This window comes from Dickeya sp. Secpp 1600 (assembly GCF_003049805.1).
Classification (GTDB): domain Bacteria; phylum Pseudomonadota; class Gammaproteobacteria; order Enterobacterales; family Enterobacteriaceae; genus Dickeya; species Dickeya fangzhongdai.
The window spans coordinates 319,204-339,454 of the sequence record NZ_CP023484.1 but is presented as its reverse complement, the minus strand read 5'-3'; the positions used below and the strand labels follow the sequence as shown (position 1 = coordinate 339,454).

Sequence of the window (20,251 nt, the reverse complement as noted above, 5' to 3'; positions counted from 1 at the left end):
CCGGCCCGGCCGGGAAAACGAAGTTAGCTAACTGTGGCGGTGGACATTCACCATCCCGCTGCCAGGGGGGAGTCGTCAGATGGTGCTGATGATTGTCAGTGGTCGTTCAGGTTCGGGGAAATCCGTAGCCCTGCGCGCGCTGGAAGACATGGGTTTCTATTGTGTGGATAACCTGCCGGTGGTGTTGTTGCCCGAGCTGGCGCACACGCTGGCCGAACGGAATATCTCCGCGGCGGTCAGCATTGACGTGCGCAACCTGCCGGAAACGCCGGAAGTGCTGGAACATGCCCTGACCCGCCTGCCCCAGAGCTTCTCTCCCCAACTGCTGTTTTTGGACGCCGATCGCAATACGCTGATTCGGCGTTACAGCGATACCCGCCGCCTGCATCCGCTATCCAGCAAAAACCTGTCGCTGGAAAGCGCTATCGATGAAGAAAACGATCTGCTGGAACCGCTGCGCTCGCGCGCCGATCTGATCATCGATACCTCGGAGATGTCGGTGCACGAGCTGGCGGAAATGCTGCGTACCCGTTTACTGGGTAAACGCGAGCGCGAGCTGACTATGGTATTCGAGTCATTCGGCTACAAACACGGCATCCCGATTGATGCGGATTACGTGTTTGACGTGCGTTTCCTGCCTAACCCGCACTGGGACCCGAAACTGCGCCCGATGACGGGTCTGGATAAACCGGTGGCCGCGTTTCTCGACAGGCACACCGAAGTCCACAACTTCATCTACCAGACCCGCAGCTACCTGGAACTGTGGCTGCCGATGCTGGAAACCAACAACCGCAGCTATCTTACCGTCGCGATCGGTTGTACCGGCGGGAAACACCGCTCGGTCTACATCGCCGAGCAACTGGCGGATTACTTTCGCTCCCGTGGCAAAAACGTGCAGTCACGCCACCGTACGCTGGAAAAACGCAAATCATGACCGTCAGGCAAACCGTTGAAGTGACAAACCGTCTGGGGATGCACGCCCGCCCGGCCATGAAACTGTTCGAGCTGGTGCAAAGCTTTGACGCCGCGGTGTTGCTACGCAACGAAAGCGGCACCGAAGCCGACGCCAGCAGCGTCATCGCCATGCTGATGCTGGATTCGGCCAAAGGGCGCCATATCGAAGTGGAAGTCACCGGCCCGGATGAAGAACAGGCGCTGGCGGCGGTCATTCAGCTGTTTGAAGCCGGGTTTGACGAGGATTAATCTGCCGGGGCGGCTCCTGCTGACGCAAGTCGCCTCGTGATCCCGCGCTCTTCCTTTTTCTGCGTTCAGTTTTTCTGTAGTAGGTTTTTCTGTAGTAGGCTTTTATGCGGCGAGTGATCCGTCCTGAATAGCGTTGACACGTTCCTGACTTAAATCTGGAGAACGTGATGATGACTGAGTTCAAACGTACCCAACGTGATTATCCTCTATCCTTTAAAATAGCCGTCGTTGAGCAAGTCGAAAAAGGCGAAATGACCTACAAACAGGCTCAGCAACGATACGGTATTCAGGGGCGCTCCACTGTCCTTGTCTGGCTGCGTAAATACGGCCGGCTTGACTGGAGCCCCGGACTTCCGAATTTGGTGAAGAGGAAATTGCTTGTGGCTCAGACAAATACCCCACTCACCCCCGAGCAAAGAATCAAAGAGCTTGAAGAACAGCTTGAGCTGGCGAACCAGAAGGCTGAGTTTTTTGAGTCGGTTATCAATGTCCTGAAAAATGATTACGGGGTGAGTGTCGTAAAAAAGCGGCCCGGCAAGTCCTTGCTCAAGGTCAGACCTCAAAAATAACCGTTACGCGCGCCTGCCAATTTCTGGGTCACAGCAGACAGGCATGGTATCAGTACAATGCCCGCTGCAATCAACGACATGCACACCATAGTAAGGTCCTTGATGTTATTGCCCGGATCCGGTGCCGCCAGCCGAGGATCGGCACACGTAAACTGCACCATCTATTGAACAGTCACCCGGACAAGACACTGAATATCGGTCGGGATAGCCTGTTCAGCCTGCTGGGTGAGCACCGGCTTCTGGTGCCCGTAAAACGGGGATACCACAAAACCACCAACAGCCACCATCGTTTTTACCGGCACCCGAACCTGCTGAAACCGGGTCCTGGACAGGTTACCGCTCTTGAGCCGGAACAGGTATGGGTGGCAGATATTACTTACCTGCCGATACGCAACGGCACGGTTTATCTGAGTCTGGTCACTGATGCCTGCTCAAGAAAAATCATGGGTTATCATGTGGATGAAAACCTGCACACTGAAAATGTAGTAAAAGCGTTCAAACAGGCACTGCGGCAAAGGCAAACAGAAGGCCCTCTGATACATCACTCAGACAGGGGGATACAATACTGTTCAGCACTTTATCAGTCAGTGCATAAAGAATACGGAATAACCTGTTCGATGACAGATGGTTACGACTGCTACCAGAATGCACTGGCGGAACGAATAAACGGGATCCTGAAGAGTGAATTTTTACTCTCACGTCCGGCCGATCTGGCACAGGCAAGGAAAATGGTGAAAGAGTCTGTAGCAATTTATAACCATGAACGGCCACATCTGGCCCTGAAATACAAAACGCCTGATGAAATTCATCAGGCGTTTTGCGGGCAAACAACTGTCAACCTATATCAGGACTAGTCAGAGTTTTTATGCGGTAAGTTCCCGACATCCCTGCTACCATCAGATTAACTTATGCCCCTGCCCTTCGCGGCGGGGGTGTTGTTATCTGCTATTGCAAAAACTGGAGAGACATATGGATAAACCGCACCTGACGATTAGCGAGCTGGATGCCGAACGCCTGGATGCGCTGCTGGAGCAACCCGCTTTTGCCGATACAGAGGTGGCTCAGGCCCTGAGCGAAGAACTGGATCGGGCGGATATCGTCCAGCCGGTCGAGATTCCGGCCGATGTAGTCACCATGAACAGCCGGGTTCGGTTCCGCGACCTGCTCACGACGGAAGAACATATCCGCACGCTGGTCTATCCGGCCAGCCTTAAAGACAGCCGGGAGCAGATTTCGGTCATGGCGCCGCTGGGCGCCGCGCTGCTCGGCATGCACGTCGGCAACAGCATTGCCTGGCCGTTGCCGAATGGCGAAGAAACGCGGATTGAAGTGATGGAACTGCTCTACCAGCCGGAAGCGGCGGGTGAATACCACCGCTGATAACGGCGACATGCGACTGCCCTGAAGATCCGGGCAGTCAATGTCATTGAAAATAAACCTTATACCCCGGCAATCTTCATCGACGGCAACAAGACCGAGCCGCACTGGATGTTGCTGCGCGTTTCGATATCATCACCGATGGTCACCATGTTGCGCAGCATATCTTTCAGGTTGCCGGCGATGGTGATTTCGCTCACCGGATACTGAATTTCGCCGTTCTCCACCCAGAATCCGGCCGCGCCGCGGGAATAATCCCCGGTTACCGCGCTCACGCCTTGCCCCATCAGGCTGGTGACCAGCAAGCCGGTGCCCATTTCCTTCAGCATGCCGTCAAAATCCAGCCCGCGCCCGGCAATACGCCAGTTATGAATCCCGCCGGCATGGCCGGTGCTCTTCATGCCCAGTTTACGACCGGCATACGTGGTCAACAGCCAGGTTTGCAATACGCCGTCTTTGACGATATCGCGCTGCTCGGTGCGAACGCCTTCGCTGTCGAACGGGGTGGACGCCAGCCCTTTGCGCAAATGCGGCAGTTCCTGAATGGTCAGCCATTCCGGCAGAATCTGTTTGCCGAGGCTATCCAGCAGGAAGGTGGATTTACGGTAGACGCTGCTGCCGCTGATGGCACCGACCAGATGACCGAACAACCCGGTCGCCACTTCGGCGGAGAACATCACCGGCGCTTCCATGGTGGCCAGTTTACGCGGCGACAGGCGCGCCAGCGTACGGCGGGCGCACTCTTCCCCAACCCACGCCGGCGAGCTCAGATCGCCCAGCGCGCGGCCGATGGTGTAGGCGTAATCGCGCTCCATCTCGCCGTTGTGCTCGGCAATCACGCTGACCGACATGGAGTGGCGGCTGGAGCAGTAGCTTTGCAGCATACCGTGGCTGTTGCCGAACACCTTGATGCCATAGTGGCTGTTGAAACTGCCGCCTTCGGTATTGGTAATGCGTTTGTCGGCTTTCAGCGCCGCCTGCTCAGCGGCGGCGGCCAGTTCGATGCCGCGATCGGCGTCCAGCTCCGCCGGGTGGAACAAGTCCAGATCCGGCGCCTCAAACGCCAGCAGATCCTTGTCCGCCGGGCCAGAGCATGGGTCAACCGAGGTGTAACGGGCAATATCCAGCGCCGCCTGCACCGTGCGGGCAATGGCGTCCGGGCTCATATCGGTGGACGACGCGCTGCCCTTGCGCTGTTGATAGTAGACGGTAATACCGAGCGCACCGTCACTATTGAATTCGACGTTTTCAACTTCACCATACCGGGAGCTGACGCTGATCCCCGTTGTTTTCGTGACGGCAACTTCCGCCGCATCAGAACCGGCACGGGCCAATTCCAGCGCCTGCGATACCGCCTGTTCCAGCACTTTACGCTGTTCTGCAACCTGAGTGATTATTGTCATCGATTTGCCATAATGAGTGAGAAAACATTCAGATAATCCATGATGCAACGAATGCTGTCCGCCTGCTATTCGTCACCTTACCTCAGACGTAAAATGAGGTAGCCTGTGATTGAGTCTAACAGGATCGGCGGACAATTTCGCACAAAGCCCATAACCTGATAGGATCAGCCTCTTTTATTGGGGAGCCACGATGAACAAACATCCCGAAGACTGGCAGGATGACGTCCCGGACGCCAGCCAGGACGATGAAGACGAAGAGATAATTTGGGTCAGCAAAAGCGAAATCAAACGCGATGCTGAAGCCCTGAAAGCGCTGGGCACCGAGCTGGTTGAGCTGGGTAAGAACGCGCTGGAGCGCATCCCGCTGGATGAAGACCTGCGCGCCGCGATTGAACTGGCGCAGCGCATCACCAAGGAAGGCCGCCGCCGTCAGTTGCAGCTGATTGGCAAGATGCTGCGCGCCCGCGACCCGGAGCCAATCCAGACCGCGCTGGACAAGCTGCGCAACCGCCACAACCAGCAGGTATCGCTGTTCCACAAACTGGAGCAGTTGCGCGACCGGTTGGTGACCGAAGGCGACGGCGCGATTCCAGACATCCTCGCACTTTATCCGCAGGCCGATCGCCAGCAGCTGCGCTCGCTGGTGCGTAACGCCCAGAAAGAAAAAGCCGCCAACAAGCCGTCCAAGTCGGCCCGGCAGATTTTCCAGTATCTGCGCGAACTGGCGGAAGCCGAGTAATGTCAGGCAGGCACCTTACGGTGCCTATTTTTTATTTGGTTGACGCCACCAGCGCGGAGCCGGCGAAAATGAACAGGGTGCCGGTGGCGCGGTTGAACAACCGCAGGCGGCGCGGATGGGCAAACAGCGCCGATACCCGGTGGCCCATGCAGGCGTAAGTAAACATGATGCTGAAATCCAGCACTACCCAGGTGAGCGCCAGCAGCGCGAACTGCATGGCTTGCGGCGCGCTGGTATCGATAAAATTGGGAAACAGGGCGGCAAAGAACAGGATGTCTTTGGGATTGCTGACCCCCACCATAAAGCCGTGACGATAGAGACCCAGCGCGCCCGGCGCCGCTTCATCCACCTCAGTTGACGGCGTCAGGGTGCTTTCCCGTGTCCGCCAGGCGGAAATGCCGAGCCAGATCAGGTAGAGCGCGCCCACCACTTTCAGCGCCAGAAACGCCGTCGCCGACGCGGCCAGAATCGCGCCCAGCCCCAGCGCGGACGCCGTCATCAGCACCAGCGAGCCGGTCGCGCCGCCCAGAATGGTCGCCAGCGCGCGCCGTTGCCCGTACCGCAGGCCATGCGCCATACTGAGCAAAGCCGACGGACCCGGTACGGCAATCAGCACGGCGATCACACCGAGGTAAACCAGCCAAAGATGCAAAGTCATTATTCTGTCTTCCGTTGATGTCAATTTATCTAACAAGCGGTTAAGGTAACGCTTTCGTTATGTAATTTAAAACACAACGAAATGGCAGACCACAACCCTAAGAGACTGATCCCACATGACAACGCTATTTCTGTATTACGTGGGCGGACGCGCCCAGGGCGCCAACATCGAACTGCATGACGTCCAGTTCGCCGCAGTGGAACGCCCCGAAGACGGATTTCCTCTGCTGAAGGCCAGCTGGTTCGGCGATAAAAGCCAGGTCCACGTCGATAGCTACACCCCCTGTCAGTGGGCGGACGGCTATGATATCACGCTCAGCCGTCAGCCGTTTCATGGGCGGGAAAAACTCTGGTTCATCAATATGGGCGGATATCTGCCGCACGACCCGGCGGAAGTGCATCAGTTCGGGCTGTTCGTGGCGCCGGATGCGGAACAGGCCAAACAACGCGCCAAAGCGGTGTTGCTGACCGAGGTGTTCCAGCAGCACAAGGACGATCTGCGCGATGTGGACGACTGCCTGCCGCTAACCCTGCTGGACCGCTGGCATATCCACCTGACCGCCAACCTGACCGGTCGCGTATCGCCGCCGCAGTGGCAGGGGTATCACCCGCTGTAATCGCTTCCCGGCTTAATCGCCGAGCGCGTGTTTATGACGGTGCAGCAGCGCCGTCAGGCGGCCGACCGCATTAATTGCGTCATCCGATACCTGATGGTCGCGCAACAGGTGCTGATATTCATCCATCTGCGCCAACAGCCGGGAAAAATGGTGACTGCGGTCGCGGGTAGCGGCAATCACTTGTTCCGCCGTCGCCCGCATCTGGCGGTGAAAAGCGGACAGGCTGGGGCTGACCGGCAACTCCAGCGTCCGCAGGCGCTGATGCATCATGATCAGCGACAGCGCCAGCCGGTATTTGCCGATTTCCCCCGGAAACAGGTTCAGCAGCAAAAACAGGTGCTGATACAACGCGGGCAGGTGGTTCTCCTGCCGCCGTGCCGGACGGGTCGACAGCGCCGACACCGCGCCGAACACAAACCGGTTAAGTAGCGTGCGCTCGGTGCGGTCGCGGGTATTATCCCGAATCAGCAGAATAACGATCAACGCCAGAAAACAACCGATAATCTGCCCGATAGCGTTATCAAGGAACTGGGACAGGTTGAACTTCATCGGATTGCTGAGTACCAGAATGTTGATGGTGCTGGCCAGCGCACCCAACGATCCCAGCCGCCGCTTCTGCACCTCAATGCCGATCACAAACGCCATGCCGCCCAGACTCAGGCACAACAGCAGCAGGCTTTGCTGGGTGGACGGCAGCACCAGCATGAACATCAACGCCCCCAGCGGCAGCGCCACCAGAGAACCAATCAGAAAGTCCTTGGCCGCCATCAATGGATTAGGCAGCCGCATCGCCAGCGAGGTCACCACCGCGATGATCACCATACATGAACTGCCCGATGTCCAGCCGGTCCACAACCAGAACAAACACCCCAGGCCGGTGGCGACAGCGGTGCGTATGCCGTTGATCATGGCGTGATGCGTTTCCGCCGAGCTGGCCTTCACCGGCACGTCGGCATCCAGCAACGCCGCTTCGCTCTGACTGATGCGCACATTGGTTTTTACGCCTTTCGACAGCAGTTGGTAGCGGGCCGCCGCCGACAGCCAGCTCACCAGCGTCGGCGGCAGGCTGCGGCTATGCGCGGCAGCCAGATGACGAAACTGTCGTAAACGCCGCTGCACGTCCGCCGGCGTATCCGCCGGTTGTTCCAGCATCATGGCGATCGCCCCTTTAACTGCATCGGGGTGATCCTGCAGCGTCAATCGGGTTTCGCACGCCTGGGTAATCATGACCCAGGATTGGGTCAACAGCGTTTTTATCCGGCGACTAGCCCCCTGCCAGCGGGATGACTCCATCATCAGCACGCTGCGCATACCGTTGATGGCGTGTGTTTTACGCACCAGCCCGTTCCACGCGGCGTCCAGCTCCTCTTTCGACATGCCATTCACGCAGCGTTGCAGCAATTGATATTGCCCCACCAGCAGTTCATCCACCGCCCGGTCGATATCCTGTTTGATAGAACGGGGTGAAAACAACAGGTCGGCCAAAATGGCGCAGACAATCCCCAGCACGATTTCACTGCAACGTTCAACGGCGAATTGCGGAATACGCAGCGGCGCGCTCTGGCTGGTAACGATGATGATCAACGTCGTGTAGCCCGCCAGCGCAAACACATAGGCGTTCTCTACTTTCACCAGCGACGAAATCCAGACGCAGACGCCCGCCCACAGGCAGCACAGCATCAGCATCACCACCGGCGCCCGCACCGTGGCGATGATAATAACCAGCGCGCCGATACAACCGATAAAGGTGCCGATCACCCTGAGCATACCGCGGTGACGAATGGCGCCGGAGAACGGATCGCCGCCGGCGGCGAAAGCCGGACCTGCCGCTACAATCGCGGCAGTCAGCGCCGCCCAGCGCGGAGTTTCCAGTTGCAGATGAAACCCCAGCACCAGCGACAGCACGATAGCCGTGCTGAGTTTGAAGGCAAACCGCAGGCGCAAAAACGCGGGACTGTTCATCATAGGCGCTCGCTTAGCCAAACTCGCGCAGACGATGCAGCAGTTGCAATAACGGCGACATCGACTTGGTGTTGCGGGTATGCTCGCCGGTCACTACCACCGTGGCGGTGGTCCCGGCCGGGTACAGGTCGCCCCATTGCTGATCGAGACGAATCCTGACCGGCACCCGCTGTGCCAGCCGTACCCATTCCAGATTGGAATCCACCGTCGCCAGCCCTTTGGTGTCGGCGGAACTGCTGCTGTTGGTTACTCCGGCGGCGATGCTATCCACCGCGCCGAACAGAATCTGATTGCTGCCCAGCGGGGTGATTTCCACCCGATAGCCGGGGCGCACGCCCGCCAGTTTGGTTTCTTCCATGTAGGCCAGCAGATAGAACGAATCCTTTTTCACCAGCGCCACCGCGGTGGAGCCGCGGGTAATGTATTCGCCGGCGTGCACGTGCAGGTTGGTTATCCAGCCATCGGCCGGGGCTCGCACCACCGTACGCGCCAGATCGAGCTTCGCCAGTTCCAGCTCCGCCTGCGCCTTCGCCAGCTGATGCAGCGTGGTTTGCAGCGCATTGCCGGACTGTTCAATCTCTTCACGCGACATCGCCTGCACGCCGAGACGCTGGCGGCGCGCCGACTCCCGCTTTTTCTCATCAGCCAGCGCCTGATAGTAGGCCACGTCCGCCTGCGCCTGTTCCAGCGCCTGCTGGTAACGCGGCTGATCAATCACGAACAGCACATCGCCCTGCTTCACCGGCTGGTTATCCTGCACTTTCACATCGGTCAGCAGGCCGCTGACATCGGGGGCGATCGCCACCACATCGGCGCTGAAACGAGCGTCGCGGGTCCAGGGAGATTCGGTGTAAAACGACCACACGCGCACCAGCGCCACCGCGGCCAGCAACACCAGCACTAGCGTGATGGCCATGCGGCTGAATTTTTTGATCATCACTTTCACAACAGATGCTTTCACAACAACCTCAAAGACCGAAACGAAACAGCAGATAGAACAGGCAGACAAACAACGCGGTATTAAACAGAGCCGGGTGCCAGACCCGGTCGTAAATGCCCGTGGGATGCAGCAGTCGGATACAGATAAAAAACAGCGCCAGCGTCACCAGCAGCACAAAAAACACCGGCGGGAACGACAGGCCGAACAGCACCATGACCGGGAGTGAATTCATCCTCTTTTCCTTTTTTTCACCATCACGCCGCCCGTCGCTCGCATCAGCAACCGTATGTGTCGGGGTCGGGGAAGATGAGGTAAACACCCATTCCCGTCGGCATCGCTGCCAGCGGGTGAAAGACACAGCTTTAACTGAATAATCACGATGGCGGGCGCTGATTTAATGCAGATCGCTTGCGGCGTTAAATCAGCGTTTTAAACCCTTCAGAACGACCACGGCAGCAAAGACGAGTAATCAGGACCGCTATTCGTGGTCAAACAGGCTATATTATGAAACGTTATTATTATGTTATCTACGCAGTGTGATCTAAATCACTTTTAAGCCAGGATTAACAATGGAACGATTAAAGAGCATGTCGGTCTTCGCCAGAGTAGTGGAGTTCGGCTCGTTCACCGCCGCCGCCCGTCAGCTGGAAATGAGCGTATCCGCCGTCAGCCAGACGGTTACCCGGCTGGAAGATGAACTGCAGGTGAAACTGCTCAACCGCAGCACCCGCAGCATCGGGCTGACGGAAGCCGGCAGGATCTACTACCACGGCTGCCGCCGCATGTTGCACGAAGCGCAGGAAGTGCATGAGCAGTTATATGCGTTCAACAACACCCCGATCGGTACGCTGCGCATCGGCAGCTCCTCCACCATGGCGCAAAACGTGCTGGCGAATATGACCACCGACATGCTGAAGGAGTACCCGGGGCTGTCGGTCAATCTGGTGTGCGGCATTCCGGCGCCGGACCTGATTGCCGACGGATTGGACATCGTCATCCGGGTCGGCGCGCTGCAGGACTCCAGCCTGTACAGCACCCGTCTCGGCTCCATGCCGATGGTGGTCTGCGCCGCCAGAAGCTATCTGGCGCAGCACGGCACGCCGGAAAAACCCGCCGACGTGAGCAACGTATCCTGGCTGGAGTACAGCGTCCGCCCGGACAGCGAATTTGAGCTGATAGCGCCGGAAGGCATCACCACCCGGCTGACGCCGCAAGGACGCTTCGTCACCAACGACCCGGTCACGCTGATTCGCTGGCTGAAAAACGGCGCCGGCATCGCCTATATGCCGCTAATGTGGGTATTTGAAGAGATCAAACGCGGCGAAATAGAGATCCTATTCCCGCGTTATCATTCGGACCCGCGCCCGGTGTACGCGCTCTACACCCGCCGCGACAATCTGCCGCTGAAGGTGCAGGTGTGCATTAATTACCTGACCGAGTATTTCAACAAGGTGGCGCTGATTTATCAGGGATACCGGCAGGAACACCCGCAGAGCGAGCCGCCGCAGAAATAAATCAGGCCGCATCGGCGGCCTGATTTAACAACCAACGTATCAACGCTTAGGCGGTGCCGCCCACCGTAATGTTGTCGAGCTTCAGGGTCGGCTGACCGACGCCGACCGGCAAGCTTTGCCCTTCCTTGCCGCACACCCCGACGCCTCTATCCAGCGTCAGATCGTTGCCGACCATCGAAATCTGCTGCATGGCTTCAATGCCGGAGCCAATCAGCGTCGCGCCTTTCACCGGTTTGGTGACGCGGCCGTTCTCGATCAGGTACGCCTCGGACGTGGAGAACACGAACTTGCCGGAGGTGATATCCACCTGACCGCCGCCAAAGTTCGGCGCGTACAGACCGTAATCCACGCTGGCGATGATCTCTTCCGGAGTGGATTTGCCCGCCAGCATGTAGGTGTTGGTCATACGCGGCATCGGCAGATGGGCGTATGACTCGCGGCGGCCGTTGCCGGTCGGCGCGACGCCCATCAGACGGGCGTTCAGTTTGTCCTGCATGTAACCTTTGAGAATGCCGTTCTCAATCAGCACGTTGTACTGGCCGGGCACGCCTTCGTCATCCATCGCCAGCGAACCGCGGCGCCCTTCCAGTGTACCGTCATCCACCACCGTACACAGCTCGGATGCTACCAGCTTGCCGACCTGACCGCTGAACACCGAAGTGCCGCGACGGTTGAAGTCGCCTTCCAGACCGTGCCCGACCGCCTCGTGCAACAGCACGCCCGGCCAGCCTGAGCCCAGCACCACCGGCATCGACCCAGCCGGCGCCGCCACGGCGGACAAATTGACCAGCGCCATGCGCACCGCCTCTTTGGCCCAGGCTTCCGCCCGCACTTCGCCATCCGCCTGCTGCCAGAAATAGTCGTAGCCGGTACGCGCGCCGCCGCCGCTGGAGCCGCGTTCACGACGGCCGTTTTCTTCCACCAGCACGCTGACGGACAACCGCACCAGCGGGCGCACGTCCGCCGCCAGAGTGCCGTCGGTGGCGGCCACCAGAATCAGCTCATACACGCCGGTCAGGCTGGCGGTGACTTCCTGCACGCGCGCATCCGCCGCGCGGGCGGTGGCGTCAACCCGTTGCAACAGCGCGATCTTCTCTTCACGAGTCAGGCTGTCCAGCGGATTGGCCTGCGGGTACAGGCCGCGATGCGGCACTTCGCCCAGCGTTTTAACCGCGCCGTTGCCCTGCTCACGCACAATGCTGCGCGCGGCCTGCGCGCTTTGCTGCAGCGCGTTGAGCGTAATCTGGTCGGCGTAGGCAAAACCGGTCTTCTCGCCGTTAATGGCCCGGATCCCCACGCCCTGATCGATATGATAAGAACCGTCCTTGATAATGCGATCTTCCAGCACCCAGGACTCATGGTAGCTTGACTGAAAATACAGGTCGGCGTAGTCGATACGCCGTTCACTCAACGTGCCTAAAATAGACTGTAAATCCTGATGGCTCAGTTTATTGGCCGTGAGTAATTGCTCACTGACAAATGTCAGACTCATAGAATGTCACTCTTATTGTCAATGTCATCAGATAACCAGACCGCAGTTACTGGCCCGCCGCCTCGGCGGCTTTGGCTTTTTGCGGTTCACGCACTACTTCCTGAATCTTTGGTTGATCCACACTACCGGAAATGTGGTAACGAATCAGGGAAATTTTACTCCACAACGGCGCCAGCACCTTGCTGGCGGCAAACACCGCCGCCCCGATTACCGGGTTGACCGCAAAGGCGGTCGCCACGCCGACGGTGGCGGAAATCTCCGGCGCCACCACCGCTTCCATCGACAGTTCGCGCTTCACCAGGTCGATGTCGCCTTTCATGGCGATATCCGCCTCAAGGCCGTCCACCAGCAGATTATCGGTGTGCAGCACCCCGTCTTTTATCCACGCCGTGCTGCGAACCGAGTCAAAGTAAAAGCCTTTGCCGAAGGTGTCGCTGAAATCAAACTGTAGCTTACGCAGCAGCGCATCGAAACTCACCAGCCGTAATAATTGCCCGGCCTGACCGGTGCCGACGTTGACGATTTCGCCTTTGCCGATATCGGTTTTCAGGATCCCGCTCAGGCTCGGAATATGCGGCGCCCACGGCGAACCGTGCCAGTATAGGTCGTAGTCGATCTTGAACGCGCCGGCGCGCAACGGCGTCGCCAGCCCCAGCCAGTCGGCGTTGTCGCTCAGGCTGCCGCCGGACAATTGCCCTTTGATCGCGGTGCGGGTGCCTTCGCCGCTTTCCTGCCAGCTGCCGTCCAGCGTCAGCCTGGCCTTACCGTTGTCGACCAGCCCGTTAGCCAGCACCAGCTTGTTGGGTTCCGGTTGCAGCGTGCCTTTCATCTGCCCGACGTTTTGCCCCATCAGCCAGCATTCACGGCATTCAAACTGCAGCGCCGGCCAGTCTTCAAAGCGAATGCTGGGATCGTTGAGCGGCGATTTTTTCTCCGCCAGCGCCGCCGGGTTGGTCGCATCGTCCCCTTGCCACTGCGGATTATAATAAAGATAGCGCACATCGCCGCGCCACAGCCCGGAAGCTGGGATCAGCAGGCGACCGTCGATTTCTCTGCCGGCGGCGGTAATTTCGCTGCCGCCGTTCTGGCTGCGGCTGGTAAACATCAGGTCATGCCATTGCTGACCGAGTATTTTCAGTTCCGGCGTGGTCAGCGTCACCCGCTCCGGCCACTGAAAGCGGCTGGCTCCGGCCTGCGCCGTAACGGCGTTGCGCACGCCGGGCAGCAGCGCCAGCCAGCGCTCGCCATCCAGCGGCGGCAGCGCCAGCGTCAGCGACGAATCATCCGGCAGCGGCGGGGGTTTCACCCCTTCCTGCCAGGCGGCTCGCGTCAGCATGACTTTGTTATCTTTAAGCAGCCACTGACTGTTGAAAGACTGGTTTTTTCCCAATGAACCGGTGAGCGAGAAACCGCGAACGTCCCCTTTGGCGCTGACCTGCAGCCCCAGCGCCGTTCCTCCGGCTTTATTCAGCGGAGAAGGTAAGCGACTGCTCACTTCCTTAAGATCGCCCTGAACCGTCACTTCATAACTGGATGGCCCCTGATGCGGCAGCGTTACCTGTACCGCGCTCTGCCAGCCGGCATTGCCATTAAGCGCCATCGTTACCGGTTTGGGCAGCCCCGGCAAACGGGACACCGCCCAGCTTCCCTGCAATCCGACATTGACCAGAAACGCTTTTTCCTGTTCCTGAGTCGAAAAGTTGAAGGTCAGCGGTTGTTCGAGCCAGCGCGCCTGTAGCGTCTGGCTGGAGAGGTTGCCGTTATCGTAATGGAACGTCCCGCTGACCGACTGGAGCGGCACGTCCAGCGGCTTGATAAACAGATGGTTATTGTTGAGCGCTACGTCGCCGCTGGCCTTCACCAGCCCGCCATTGAGCGGGATGTCGAGATGCAGGTTGCCCTGCACGTCTCCGCCAATCTGGAGCTGCGTCAGCGCGCTGCCCAGCGTGGGTTTCATCGGCGTCTGCGCGAAGTAATCGCTCACTTTCTTACCGCTTCCGCTGATGTCGCCGTCAATCAGCAGCTTTTCCTTGCTGTAGTCCGGGATCACCGCATTGATGTTGCGCCCTTCGGCCTCGCCCAGCATCACATGCGGCGCCGACATCCACAGGCCGTTGTTAAGGAAATTCAGGGTAATATTCAGATTGTCCAGCGCGGGCCAGCCGGGCTGGAACTCGAAACGCGATTTTTCCAGCGGCACCCAGACCTGGAATTGCCCTTCCTGATGCTCGAACGGGAACTGCGCCGGATTGCCGGCGAACACCAGCGTGGCGTTATCCACCTGACCCGATTTGATGGCGCCGGTCAGGTAATTCACCAGATCCTTGCCCATAAACGGCTCGGGATAATAGCGCCAGGCATCGGCGGCATCGCCGAGCCGAATCCCGGCCAGAATATCCAGCCGTGGTTCTCCCTGCGCGGGATGGCGATAGCGGAAATCACCGTTGGCCCACAACGAACGGGAGCGAACGTCCAGCCCTTGTCCCCACAACTCCCAGCCCTGAGGATCGTTGCGCCAGTCCAGCGTGGCGTCCGCCTGCCGGATATCCAGCGGCGCGCGGAACATGTCCTGATACGGCAAGGTACTCTGCGCCAGATTCACCCGCACCCGCCCGCGCGCCAGACTGCCTGCCGCCTCGCCGGAAACATGATTGGCACCCGGCAGCAGTCGCCAGTTTTTCCAGCCGACATCCTGCCAGCTCGCCTGAAAGCGGGTCTGTTCGGGTTGCTGCAAGGGGATATCCAGCGCCAGCGTGGTCAGTTGCCCTTCCGGCTGCAATGCCTGCCAGCGGGTTTTCAATTCCGGCGTAGTGGTGCTTAGCAGCGGCAGCAACGGCCCCAGACGATCCAGCGCCAGATGACGACCGCGGATGCGTAACTCGGCCGGGCGGTCCGGCCCCAGCAACTGCGTATCCGACGGCAGCCACAGGGCGGACAGTTGCCCTTTCGGCCAGTCGACGCCATCGGTGGACAGGTTCAGCGCCGGCACATCCAACTGCCAGCCGTTCTGGTAGCGGCTGGCGTGCAGCGTCATGCCGTTAATGCCCAGTTGGTGCAGCGTGGTACCGTCGCGCCAGCTGGCATCGCCCTGACTGAGCAACAGATCGCCGCCGTACATGTCGCCTTCCCGCACCTGCAACCAGGCGGCGAGGCTGAAATTGGCGCTCTCCAGCCCGGTGTTGTTGCGAATCCAGCGGCCCAGCCACGGTTTCATGTCGATGTTGTCGGCCTGCAGATAGACCACGCCGTTATTCAGCCAGCCCTGCTCGTCGCGCAAATCCATGCGCAGCTGCACCATGCCGTGCGGGCCGTTAAGGCTGGACAGGCTAATTTGCCCTTCCGCCCGGTGCCGGTTTTTACCGTTCAGCCAGGTCAGTTGGGGAATTTGCAGTTCGGCCTGGGTACCCGCCGGGGTCAGGAAACGAATGCGGCTATTGCGCAGATCGAAATGATCGAACTGTCGCAGGAACAGCGAGCCAAGTTGATCCGGTTCCCAGGTGCGGGCACGCTGTCGATCGGGATCGATCGGCGTTTTGATGTCTACTTGCAGGTGATAAAACGTGAGATCGCGGAATTTCCACTTCAGATGCAGCAGCGACTGCCAGACATCCAGCGCCACCGAAATGCGTTCCGATTGCCACTCGGCATCCGGATGATGAATACGTAGATTGGTGATATCCAGCGTGGGGCCGAAGGTTTCCCAACTGCCGCTAAGGCTCTCCACCTCCATCGGCAAACCGGTGACGGACTGCGCCCAGGCCACGACCTGTGGCCGGAAAGTATCCAGCGTCGGCAGCACCATTCTCAGGCCGCTGACCAGCAGCGCGACCAGTACAATCAGAATGGCCCCCGTGGCTGCTGCTATTCCGGGCAATCGTTTTATGCCGGCCAGTCGCCTCACACATGTCTCCTCGTTGTTCGTCACCGGCGACGAGCGAAAACCTTAACAGAGAAAAACCCGCCAGCCGGCCTTGGCGGCGGGCGGCATGACCTTACATCATGACCACATCAAACTGTTCCTGGCTGTACAGGGGTTCGATCTGAACCTTGACCTGTTTGCCGACGAAAATCTCCACTTCCGCCAGTGCATGCGACTCGTCGCTTTTCAATGCTTCGCCCACCGCCGGCGAGGCGTAAACCAGGAAGCGGTCGGAATCATAAGCATGGTGTACACGCACGATTTCGCGCATGATTTCATAGCACACGGTTTCCACGGTTTTTACCGACCCGCGGCCGTGACAGGTAGGACACTCGCTGCACAACACATGTTCTATGCTCTCACGGGTGCGCTTGCGCGTCATCTCCACCAGTCCCAATTGAGAGAAGCCGCTGATGCCGGTTTTGACCCGATCCTTGCTTAGCGCCTGTTCCAGCGAATGCAGCACGCGACGGCGGTGATCCTCATTCCCCATGTCGATGAAATCGATGATGATGATCCCGCCCAGATTACGCAGCCGCAGCTGACGGGCAATCGCCTGCGTCGCTTCGATATTGGTATTGAAAATGGTTTCGTCCAGATTGCGGTGACCGACAAACGCGCCGGTGTTGATGTCGATGGTGGTCATCGCTTCCGTCTGGTCGATAATCAGGTAGCCGCCGGATTTCAGTTCTACCTTGCGATCCAGCGCCCGCTGAATCTCGTTTTCCACGTCGTACAGGTCGAAAATCGGCTGTTTGCCGCTGTAATGCTCCAGCTTGCTGGTCATTTCCGGGATGTATTCGGCGGTGAATTCCAGCAGCGAGTCGTAGGTCAGCTTTGAATCAACACGGATGCGATCCAGCGACGCGCCGGCGAAATCACGCAGGATGCGATGGGCCAGCGCCAGCTCGCCATACAGTTTGCATTTGGTCTGGTTGCGCTTTTTGCGTTCCATCACCTTGGTCCACAAGCGCTTGAGAAAGGCGGCATCTTGCGCCAGCTCTTCTTCGCCCACGCCCTCGGCGGCGGTACGGATGATAAAGCCGCCCTGCTCGTCGCAGTAATCAGCCACCGTCTTTTTCAGGCGCTCGCGCTCGGCTTCGCTTTCAATACGCTGAGATACCCCGACGTGCGACGCGCCCGGCATGAACACCAGATAACGCGACGGCAGCGTAATATCGGTAGTCAGGCGCGCGCCCTTGGTGCCGAGCGGGTCTTTCACCACCTGGACCATCAGGTCCTGCCCCTGACGCACCAGTTCGGCGATGTCGCGCACATGAAAATTTTTCTGCTCGTCGCCAGCCACGCACTCGGTATGCGGCATGATATCGGACGCGTGCAGAAACGCCGCTTTATCCAGCCCGATATCGACGAACGCCGCCTGCATGCCCGGCAGCACACGGCTGACCCGGCCTTTGTAGATATTGCCGACAATTCCACGCCGGGCTTCCCGCTCGATATGGATTTCCTGCAAAATACCGCCGTCGATATAAGCGACACGCGTCTCTGAAGGGGTAATGTTTACCAGCAACTCAGCGGTCATGGGTTCCTCGTTCTTTACGCCGTGCAGAAAAATGTGTGAACAATTCAAGAGTTTCCACCAATGGCAACCCTACCACGGCGTGATAGCTCCCGAAAATCGATTTAACGAAACATCCGCCCTTTCCCTGAATGCCGTAAGCGCCGGCTTTATCCATCGGCTCGCCGCTGGCGATATATTGCGTAATTTCGTCGTCGGACAGCGTGCGGAATTGCACCTCGGTCACGACCCGCGCCGACACGCTCTCACGACGGTCCGCCAGCGCCAGCGCGGTCATCACCTGATGACGCTGGCCGGACAACGCGCGCAGGATGCGGGCGGCATCTTCTTCATCGCGGGGTTTTTCCAGCACCTGACCGTTCAGCACCACAATGGTATCGGCGCCCAGCACCGGCAAATCCACCGGCGCCGTCGCCACGCCGGCGCCGGCTTTGTCGCACGCCAGACGGCTGACATACTGTTCCGGCGTTTCATCCGGCTGGCGTTGCTCGGCGACATCGATCTTCAAAATATCGAACGAGAGGTCCAGCAACGTCAGCAGTTCGCGGCGACGAGGCGACGCGGACGCCAGATACAGATCGGTCATCTCTTTCCTCTTATCATTTGCTTGTTATTGAACGGCAAACTGGCGGCGAATCTTGCGCATCAGCAGGAACAGCCACGGCCACAATATGCCGTCGACGACACTATTCCAGAAAATTTCCGGCCGTAAAGAGACATTGATCACCAGGAACTCCGCCCAGAACACCAGTAAATCCAGCACCAGCGACAGCAGCATGACGATCAGCGCCTGCTGCCACAGCGCCATGTTGCGGAACAACTGGAATTTGAACGCCACCAGATAAGCGATGATGCTCAGCCCCAGCGCCCGTACTCCCAACGTGGAGCCGAGGATCAGGTCGGTGATCATCCCCAGCACAAACCCGGTGCCGACATTGACCCGGTGCGGCAACGCCATCACCCAATAAATCAGGATCAACGTCAACCAGGAAGGGCGATACATGTAGAGGTCATCCGGCCAGGGCATGATCTGCAGCACCATTGCCACCAGAAAAGAGAGCCAGATGATCCAGTGCCCGTGCCGGCGGTAACTATTCATGGGTTACCTCCCGTCATTGGTTACCTCCCGACGCGCCGGGCGCGGGCGTGGTCCTTTGCTGCGACGGCGCAGCCGGATTGGCGGCTGGCGTCGTGGTATGCCGGGTCGATGTGGCGTTCGCCGGTTTGGACGGCGCCGCATTATTGGTTTTGGCCGGCGCCGTTTTAGCAGGCGGCGCGGGCGGGCCGACAAAGTCAGCCGCCGGCGTGTTTGACGACGGCGCAGGCGGCCCCATTTCCTCTGGCGACGGCAGCACGTGCGGCATCATCTGCATCAGGCGCTCGTTCGCTACCCGGTGCACGTCGTCCGGCGGCAGCGCGGTGCGGGAATTGCTGTCGACGCCCCACATCAGCAACAGATAACGCAGACGTTGCAGCTCAGCGGTAGGACGCGCCTGAATAACGGTGTAAGCGCGCTGAGTGTCCACTTTCACGGACGACACCACCGCCACCGGATACCCTTCCGGGAAACGCCCACCCAGACCGGAGGTGACCAGCACATCGCCGACCCGAATATCGGTATTGTTGGGCAGATGTTCCAGTTGTAAATCTTCGGTGCAGCCGTTGCCGGCGGCGATAACGCGGATGTCGTTACGCAGCACCTGAATCGGCAGCGCATGAGACGCATCGCAAATCAACAGCACGCGGCTGGTAAACTGCCCCACCGCGACAACCTGGCCGACCACGCCTTTATCGCTGATGACCGGTTGCCCTTCATACACGCCATTGACGTTGCCTTTGTCGATCACCACCTGATCGCTATAGGGATCGGAACCGGAGGACAGCACCTGCGTGACCATCTTCTGCTCTTCCTGACGCAGCGGCGACCCCAGCAGTTCGCGCAGACGGGCGTTCTCCTGACGAAATTGCCCCAGCAGCAGCAGATCGCTGTTTTTCAGCAGCAGTTCCTGACGCAGGGCGGTATTTTCCCGCTCCAGCTGTTCACGGGAGGTCAGATTGGCGGACAGGTTATCCAGCATGGCGCGCGGGCCATTCGCCAGAAAATAGAACGGGCTGACGGCGGTATCCATGTACGTTCTGATTTTGACAAACGTACCGAGCCGACTGTCAGCAAAAATAATGACAATTGCGGTAATAACTGCAAGAAAAAGGCGCAGTTGCAGGGAAGGGCCCCGGCTAAAAATCGGCTTCATAAAATTGCGTATTCCTCGACAATAAAAAAGGGGGCTACCACGCGGGATGAATACGGCAGGCTTTCAT

At 58.9% G+C, this 20,251-nt stretch carries 18 protein-coding genes; 7 read left to right on the top strand and 11 right to left on the bottom strand.

Annotated elements, in window-relative coordinates; all coding sequences use genetic code 11:
- Window positions 1–79: 79 nt before the first annotated feature.
- From rapZ to rnk, 4 genes are all read left to right on the top strand, one after another.
- Window positions 80–934: an RNase adapter RapZ gene (gene rapZ / locus CPA59_RS01540; RefSeq protein WP_013316003.1), complete on the top strand. Its 855-nt coding sequence runs from the start codon at window positions 80–82 to the stop codon at window positions 932–934.
- On the top strand, window positions 931–1,203 hold the full coding sequence (npr, locus tag CPA59_RS01535; RefSeq protein WP_038917558.1) for a PTS phosphocarrier protein NPr: 273 nt from the start codon (window positions 931–933) through the stop codon (window positions 1,201–1,203). The genes rapZ and npr overlap by 4 nt, the downstream gene beginning before the upstream one ends.
- Before the next feature lie 167 nt (window positions 1,204–1,370).
- A protein-coding gene (locus CPA59_RS01530) for an IS3 family transposase (protein ID WP_107758483.1) occupies window positions 1,371–2,626 on the top strand; the annotation gives its coding sequence in 2 pieces (ribosomal slippage) (window positions 1,371–1,722 and window positions 1,722–2,626; 1,257 coding nt in all).
- Window positions 2,627–2,741: 115 nt separating this feature from the next.
- Window positions 2,742–3,152, top strand: coding sequence for a nucleoside diphosphate kinase regulator (gene rnk, locus CPA59_RS01525; RefSeq protein WP_038917556.1), 411 nt, complete (start codon window positions 2,742–2,744; stop codon window positions 3,150–3,152).
- Between the two features lie 59 nt (window positions 3,153–3,211).
- On the opposite strand, the gene pmbA is transcribed toward rnk, so the two are convergent.
- Window positions 3,212–4,552, bottom strand: coding sequence for a metalloprotease PmbA (gene pmbA / locus CPA59_RS01520; RefSeq protein WP_038917555.1), 1,341 nt, complete (start codon window positions 4,550–4,552; stop codon window positions 3,212–3,214).
- Between the two features lie 190 nt (window positions 4,553–4,742).
- On the opposite strand from pmbA, the gene yjgA reads away from it, so the two are divergent.
- Entirely contained in the window at window positions 4,743–5,291 is a 549-nt protein-coding gene (gene yjgA, locus CPA59_RS01515; protein ID WP_038663181.1) for a ribosome biogenesis factor YjgA, read from the top strand.
- 31 nt (window positions 5,292–5,322) lie between these two features.
- Here the strand turns inward: yjgA and CPA59_RS01510 are convergent, their stop codons facing one another.
- On the bottom strand, window positions 5,323–5,949 hold the full coding sequence (locus CPA59_RS01510; protein ID WP_038917553.1) for a LysE family translocator: 627 nt from the start codon (window positions 5,947–5,949) through the stop codon (window positions 5,323–5,325).
- A 115-nt stretch (window positions 5,950–6,064) separates the two neighbouring features.
- Between CPA59_RS01510 and CPA59_RS01505 the strand changes: the two genes are divergently transcribed.
- Window positions 6,065–6,565: a DUF1543 domain-containing protein gene (locus CPA59_RS01505; protein ID WP_038917552.1), complete on the top strand. Its 501-nt coding sequence runs from the start codon at window positions 6,065–6,067 to the stop codon at window positions 6,563–6,565.
- A 12-nt stretch (window positions 6,566–6,577) separates the two neighbouring features.
- Here CPA59_RS01505 and aaeB read toward each other — a convergent pair whose 3' ends face one another.
- Genes aaeB through aaeX form a run of 3 tightly spaced genes read right to left on the bottom strand, consistent with a single transcriptional unit; the run spans window position 6,578 to window position 9,699 of the window.
- Entirely contained in the window at window positions 6,578–8,527 is a 1,950-nt protein-coding gene (gene aaeB / locus CPA59_RS01500) for a p-hydroxybenzoic acid efflux pump subunit AaeB (RefSeq protein WP_107760754.1), read from the bottom strand.
- Window positions 8,528–8,540: 13 nt separating this feature from the next.
- Entirely contained in the window at window positions 8,541–9,464 is a 924-nt protein-coding gene (gene aaeA, locus CPA59_RS01495; protein WP_080762624.1) for a p-hydroxybenzoic acid efflux pump subunit AaeA, read from the bottom strand.
- Between the two features lie 31 nt (window positions 9,465–9,495).
- Complete coding sequence (aaeX, locus tag CPA59_RS01490; protein ID WP_022631808.1) at window positions 9,496–9,699, bottom strand: p-hydroxybenzoic acid efflux pump operon protein AaeX; 204 nt, start codon at window positions 9,697–9,699, stop codon at window positions 9,496–9,498.
- Between the two features lie 337 nt (window positions 9,700–10,036).
- Between aaeX and aaeR the strand changes: the two genes are divergently transcribed.
- Window positions 10,037–10,981: an HTH-type transcriptional activator AaeR gene (gene aaeR / locus CPA59_RS01485; RefSeq protein WP_038663193.1), complete on the top strand. Its 945-nt coding sequence runs from the start codon at window positions 10,037–10,039 to the stop codon at window positions 10,979–10,981.
- A 46-nt stretch (window positions 10,982–11,027) separates the two neighbouring features.
- Here aaeR and tldD read toward each other — a convergent pair whose 3' ends face one another.
- The 6 genes from tldD to mreC form a co-directional block, all read right to left on the bottom strand.
- The gene (tldD, locus tag CPA59_RS01480) at window positions 11,028–12,473 is read right to left on the bottom strand and encodes a metalloprotease TldD (RefSeq protein WP_038917549.1); all 1,446 of its coding nucleotides are present in this window, start codon (window positions 12,471–12,473) and stop codon (window positions 11,028–11,030) included.
- A gap of 46 nt (window positions 12,474–12,519) precedes the next feature.
- Window positions 12,520–16,356 (bottom strand): AsmA2 domain-containing protein YhdP, encoded by a 3,837-nt coding sequence (gene yhdP, locus CPA59_RS01475; protein ID WP_107760753.1) that lies wholly within the window; start codon window positions 16,354–16,356, stop codon window positions 12,520–12,522.
- Window positions 16,357–16,465: 109 nt separating this feature from the next.
- Complete coding sequence (rng, locus tag CPA59_RS01470; RefSeq protein ID WP_038663199.1) at window positions 16,466–17,935, bottom strand: ribonuclease G; 1,470 nt, start codon at window positions 17,933–17,935, stop codon at window positions 16,466–16,468.
- On the bottom strand, window positions 17,925–18,518 hold the full coding sequence (locus CPA59_RS01465; RefSeq protein ID WP_107758558.1) for a nucleoside triphosphate pyrophosphatase: 594 nt from the start codon (window positions 18,516–18,518) through the stop codon (window positions 17,925–17,927). The genes rng and CPA59_RS01465 overlap by 11 nt, the downstream gene beginning before the upstream one ends.
- 24 nt (window positions 18,519–18,542) lie before the next feature.
- Window positions 18,543–19,031, bottom strand: coding sequence for a rod shape-determining protein MreD (gene mreD / locus CPA59_RS01460; protein ID WP_033570505.1), 489 nt, complete (start codon window positions 19,029–19,031; stop codon window positions 18,543–18,545).
- A gap of 13 nt (window positions 19,032–19,044) precedes the next feature.
- Window positions 19,045–20,184: a rod shape-determining protein MreC gene (gene mreC, locus CPA59_RS01455; RefSeq protein WP_049854032.1), complete on the bottom strand. Its 1,140-nt coding sequence runs from the start codon at window positions 20,182–20,184 to the stop codon at window positions 19,045–19,047.
- Window positions 20,185–20,251 lie beyond the last annotated feature (67 nt).

Excerpts from the sequence above, each read along its gene's own strand:
- rapZ (WP_013316003.1), top strand. The coding sequence starts at position 80 with ATGGTGCTGATGATTGTCAGTGGTCGTTCAGGTTCGGGGAAATCCGTA.
- npr (WP_038917558.1), top strand. The coding sequence starts at position 931 with ATGACCGTCAGGCAAACCGTTGAAGTGACAAACCGTCTGGGGATGCAC.
- rnk (WP_038917556.1), top strand. The coding sequence starts at position 2,742 with ATGGATAAACCGCACCTGACGATTAGCGAGCTGGATGCCGAACGCCTG.
- pmbA (WP_038917555.1), bottom strand. The coding sequence starts at position 4,552 with ATGACAATAATCACTCAGGTTGCAGAACAGCGTAAAGTGCTGGAACAG.
- yjgA (WP_038663181.1), top strand. The coding sequence starts at position 4,743 with ATGAACAAACATCCCGAAGACTGGCAGGATGACGTCCCGGACGCCAGC.
- CPA59_RS01510 (WP_038917553.1), bottom strand. The coding sequence starts at position 5,949 with ATGACTTTGCATCTTTGGCTGGTTTACCTCGGTGTGATCGCCGTGCTG.
- CPA59_RS01505 (WP_038917552.1), top strand. The coding sequence starts at position 6,065 with ATGACAACGCTATTTCTGTATTACGTGGGCGGACGCGCCCAGGGCGCC.
- aaeB (WP_107760754.1), bottom strand. The coding sequence starts at position 8,527 with ATGAACAGTCCCGCGTTTTTGCGCCTGCGGTTTGCCTTCAAACTCAGC.
- aaeA (WP_080762624.1), bottom strand. The coding sequence starts at position 9,464 with ATGATCAAAAAATTCAGCCGCATGGCCATCACGCTAGTGCTGGTGTTG.
- aaeX (WP_022631808.1), bottom strand. The coding sequence starts at position 9,699 with ATGAATTCACTCCCGGTCATGGTGCTGTTCGGCCTGTCGTTCCCGCCG.
- aaeR (WP_038663193.1), top strand. The coding sequence starts at position 10,037 with ATGGAACGATTAAAGAGCATGTCGGTCTTCGCCAGAGTAGTGGAGTTC.
- tldD (WP_038917549.1), bottom strand. The coding sequence starts at position 12,473 with ATGAGTCTGACATTTGTCAGTGAGCAATTACTCACGGCCAATAAACTG.
- rng (WP_038663199.1), bottom strand. The coding sequence starts at position 17,935 with ATGACCGCTGAGTTGCTGGTAAACATTACCCCTTCAGAGACGCGTGTC.
- CPA59_RS01465 (WP_107758558.1), bottom strand. The coding sequence starts at position 18,518 with ATGACCGATCTGTATCTGGCGTCCGCGTCGCCTCGTCGCCGCGAACTG.
- mreD (WP_033570505.1), bottom strand. The coding sequence starts at position 19,031 with ATGAATAGTTACCGCCGGCACGGGCACTGGATCATCTGGCTCTCTTTT.
- mreC (WP_049854032.1), bottom strand. The coding sequence starts at position 20,184 with ATGAAGCCGATTTTTAGCCGGGGCCCTTCCCTGCAACTGCGCCTTTTT.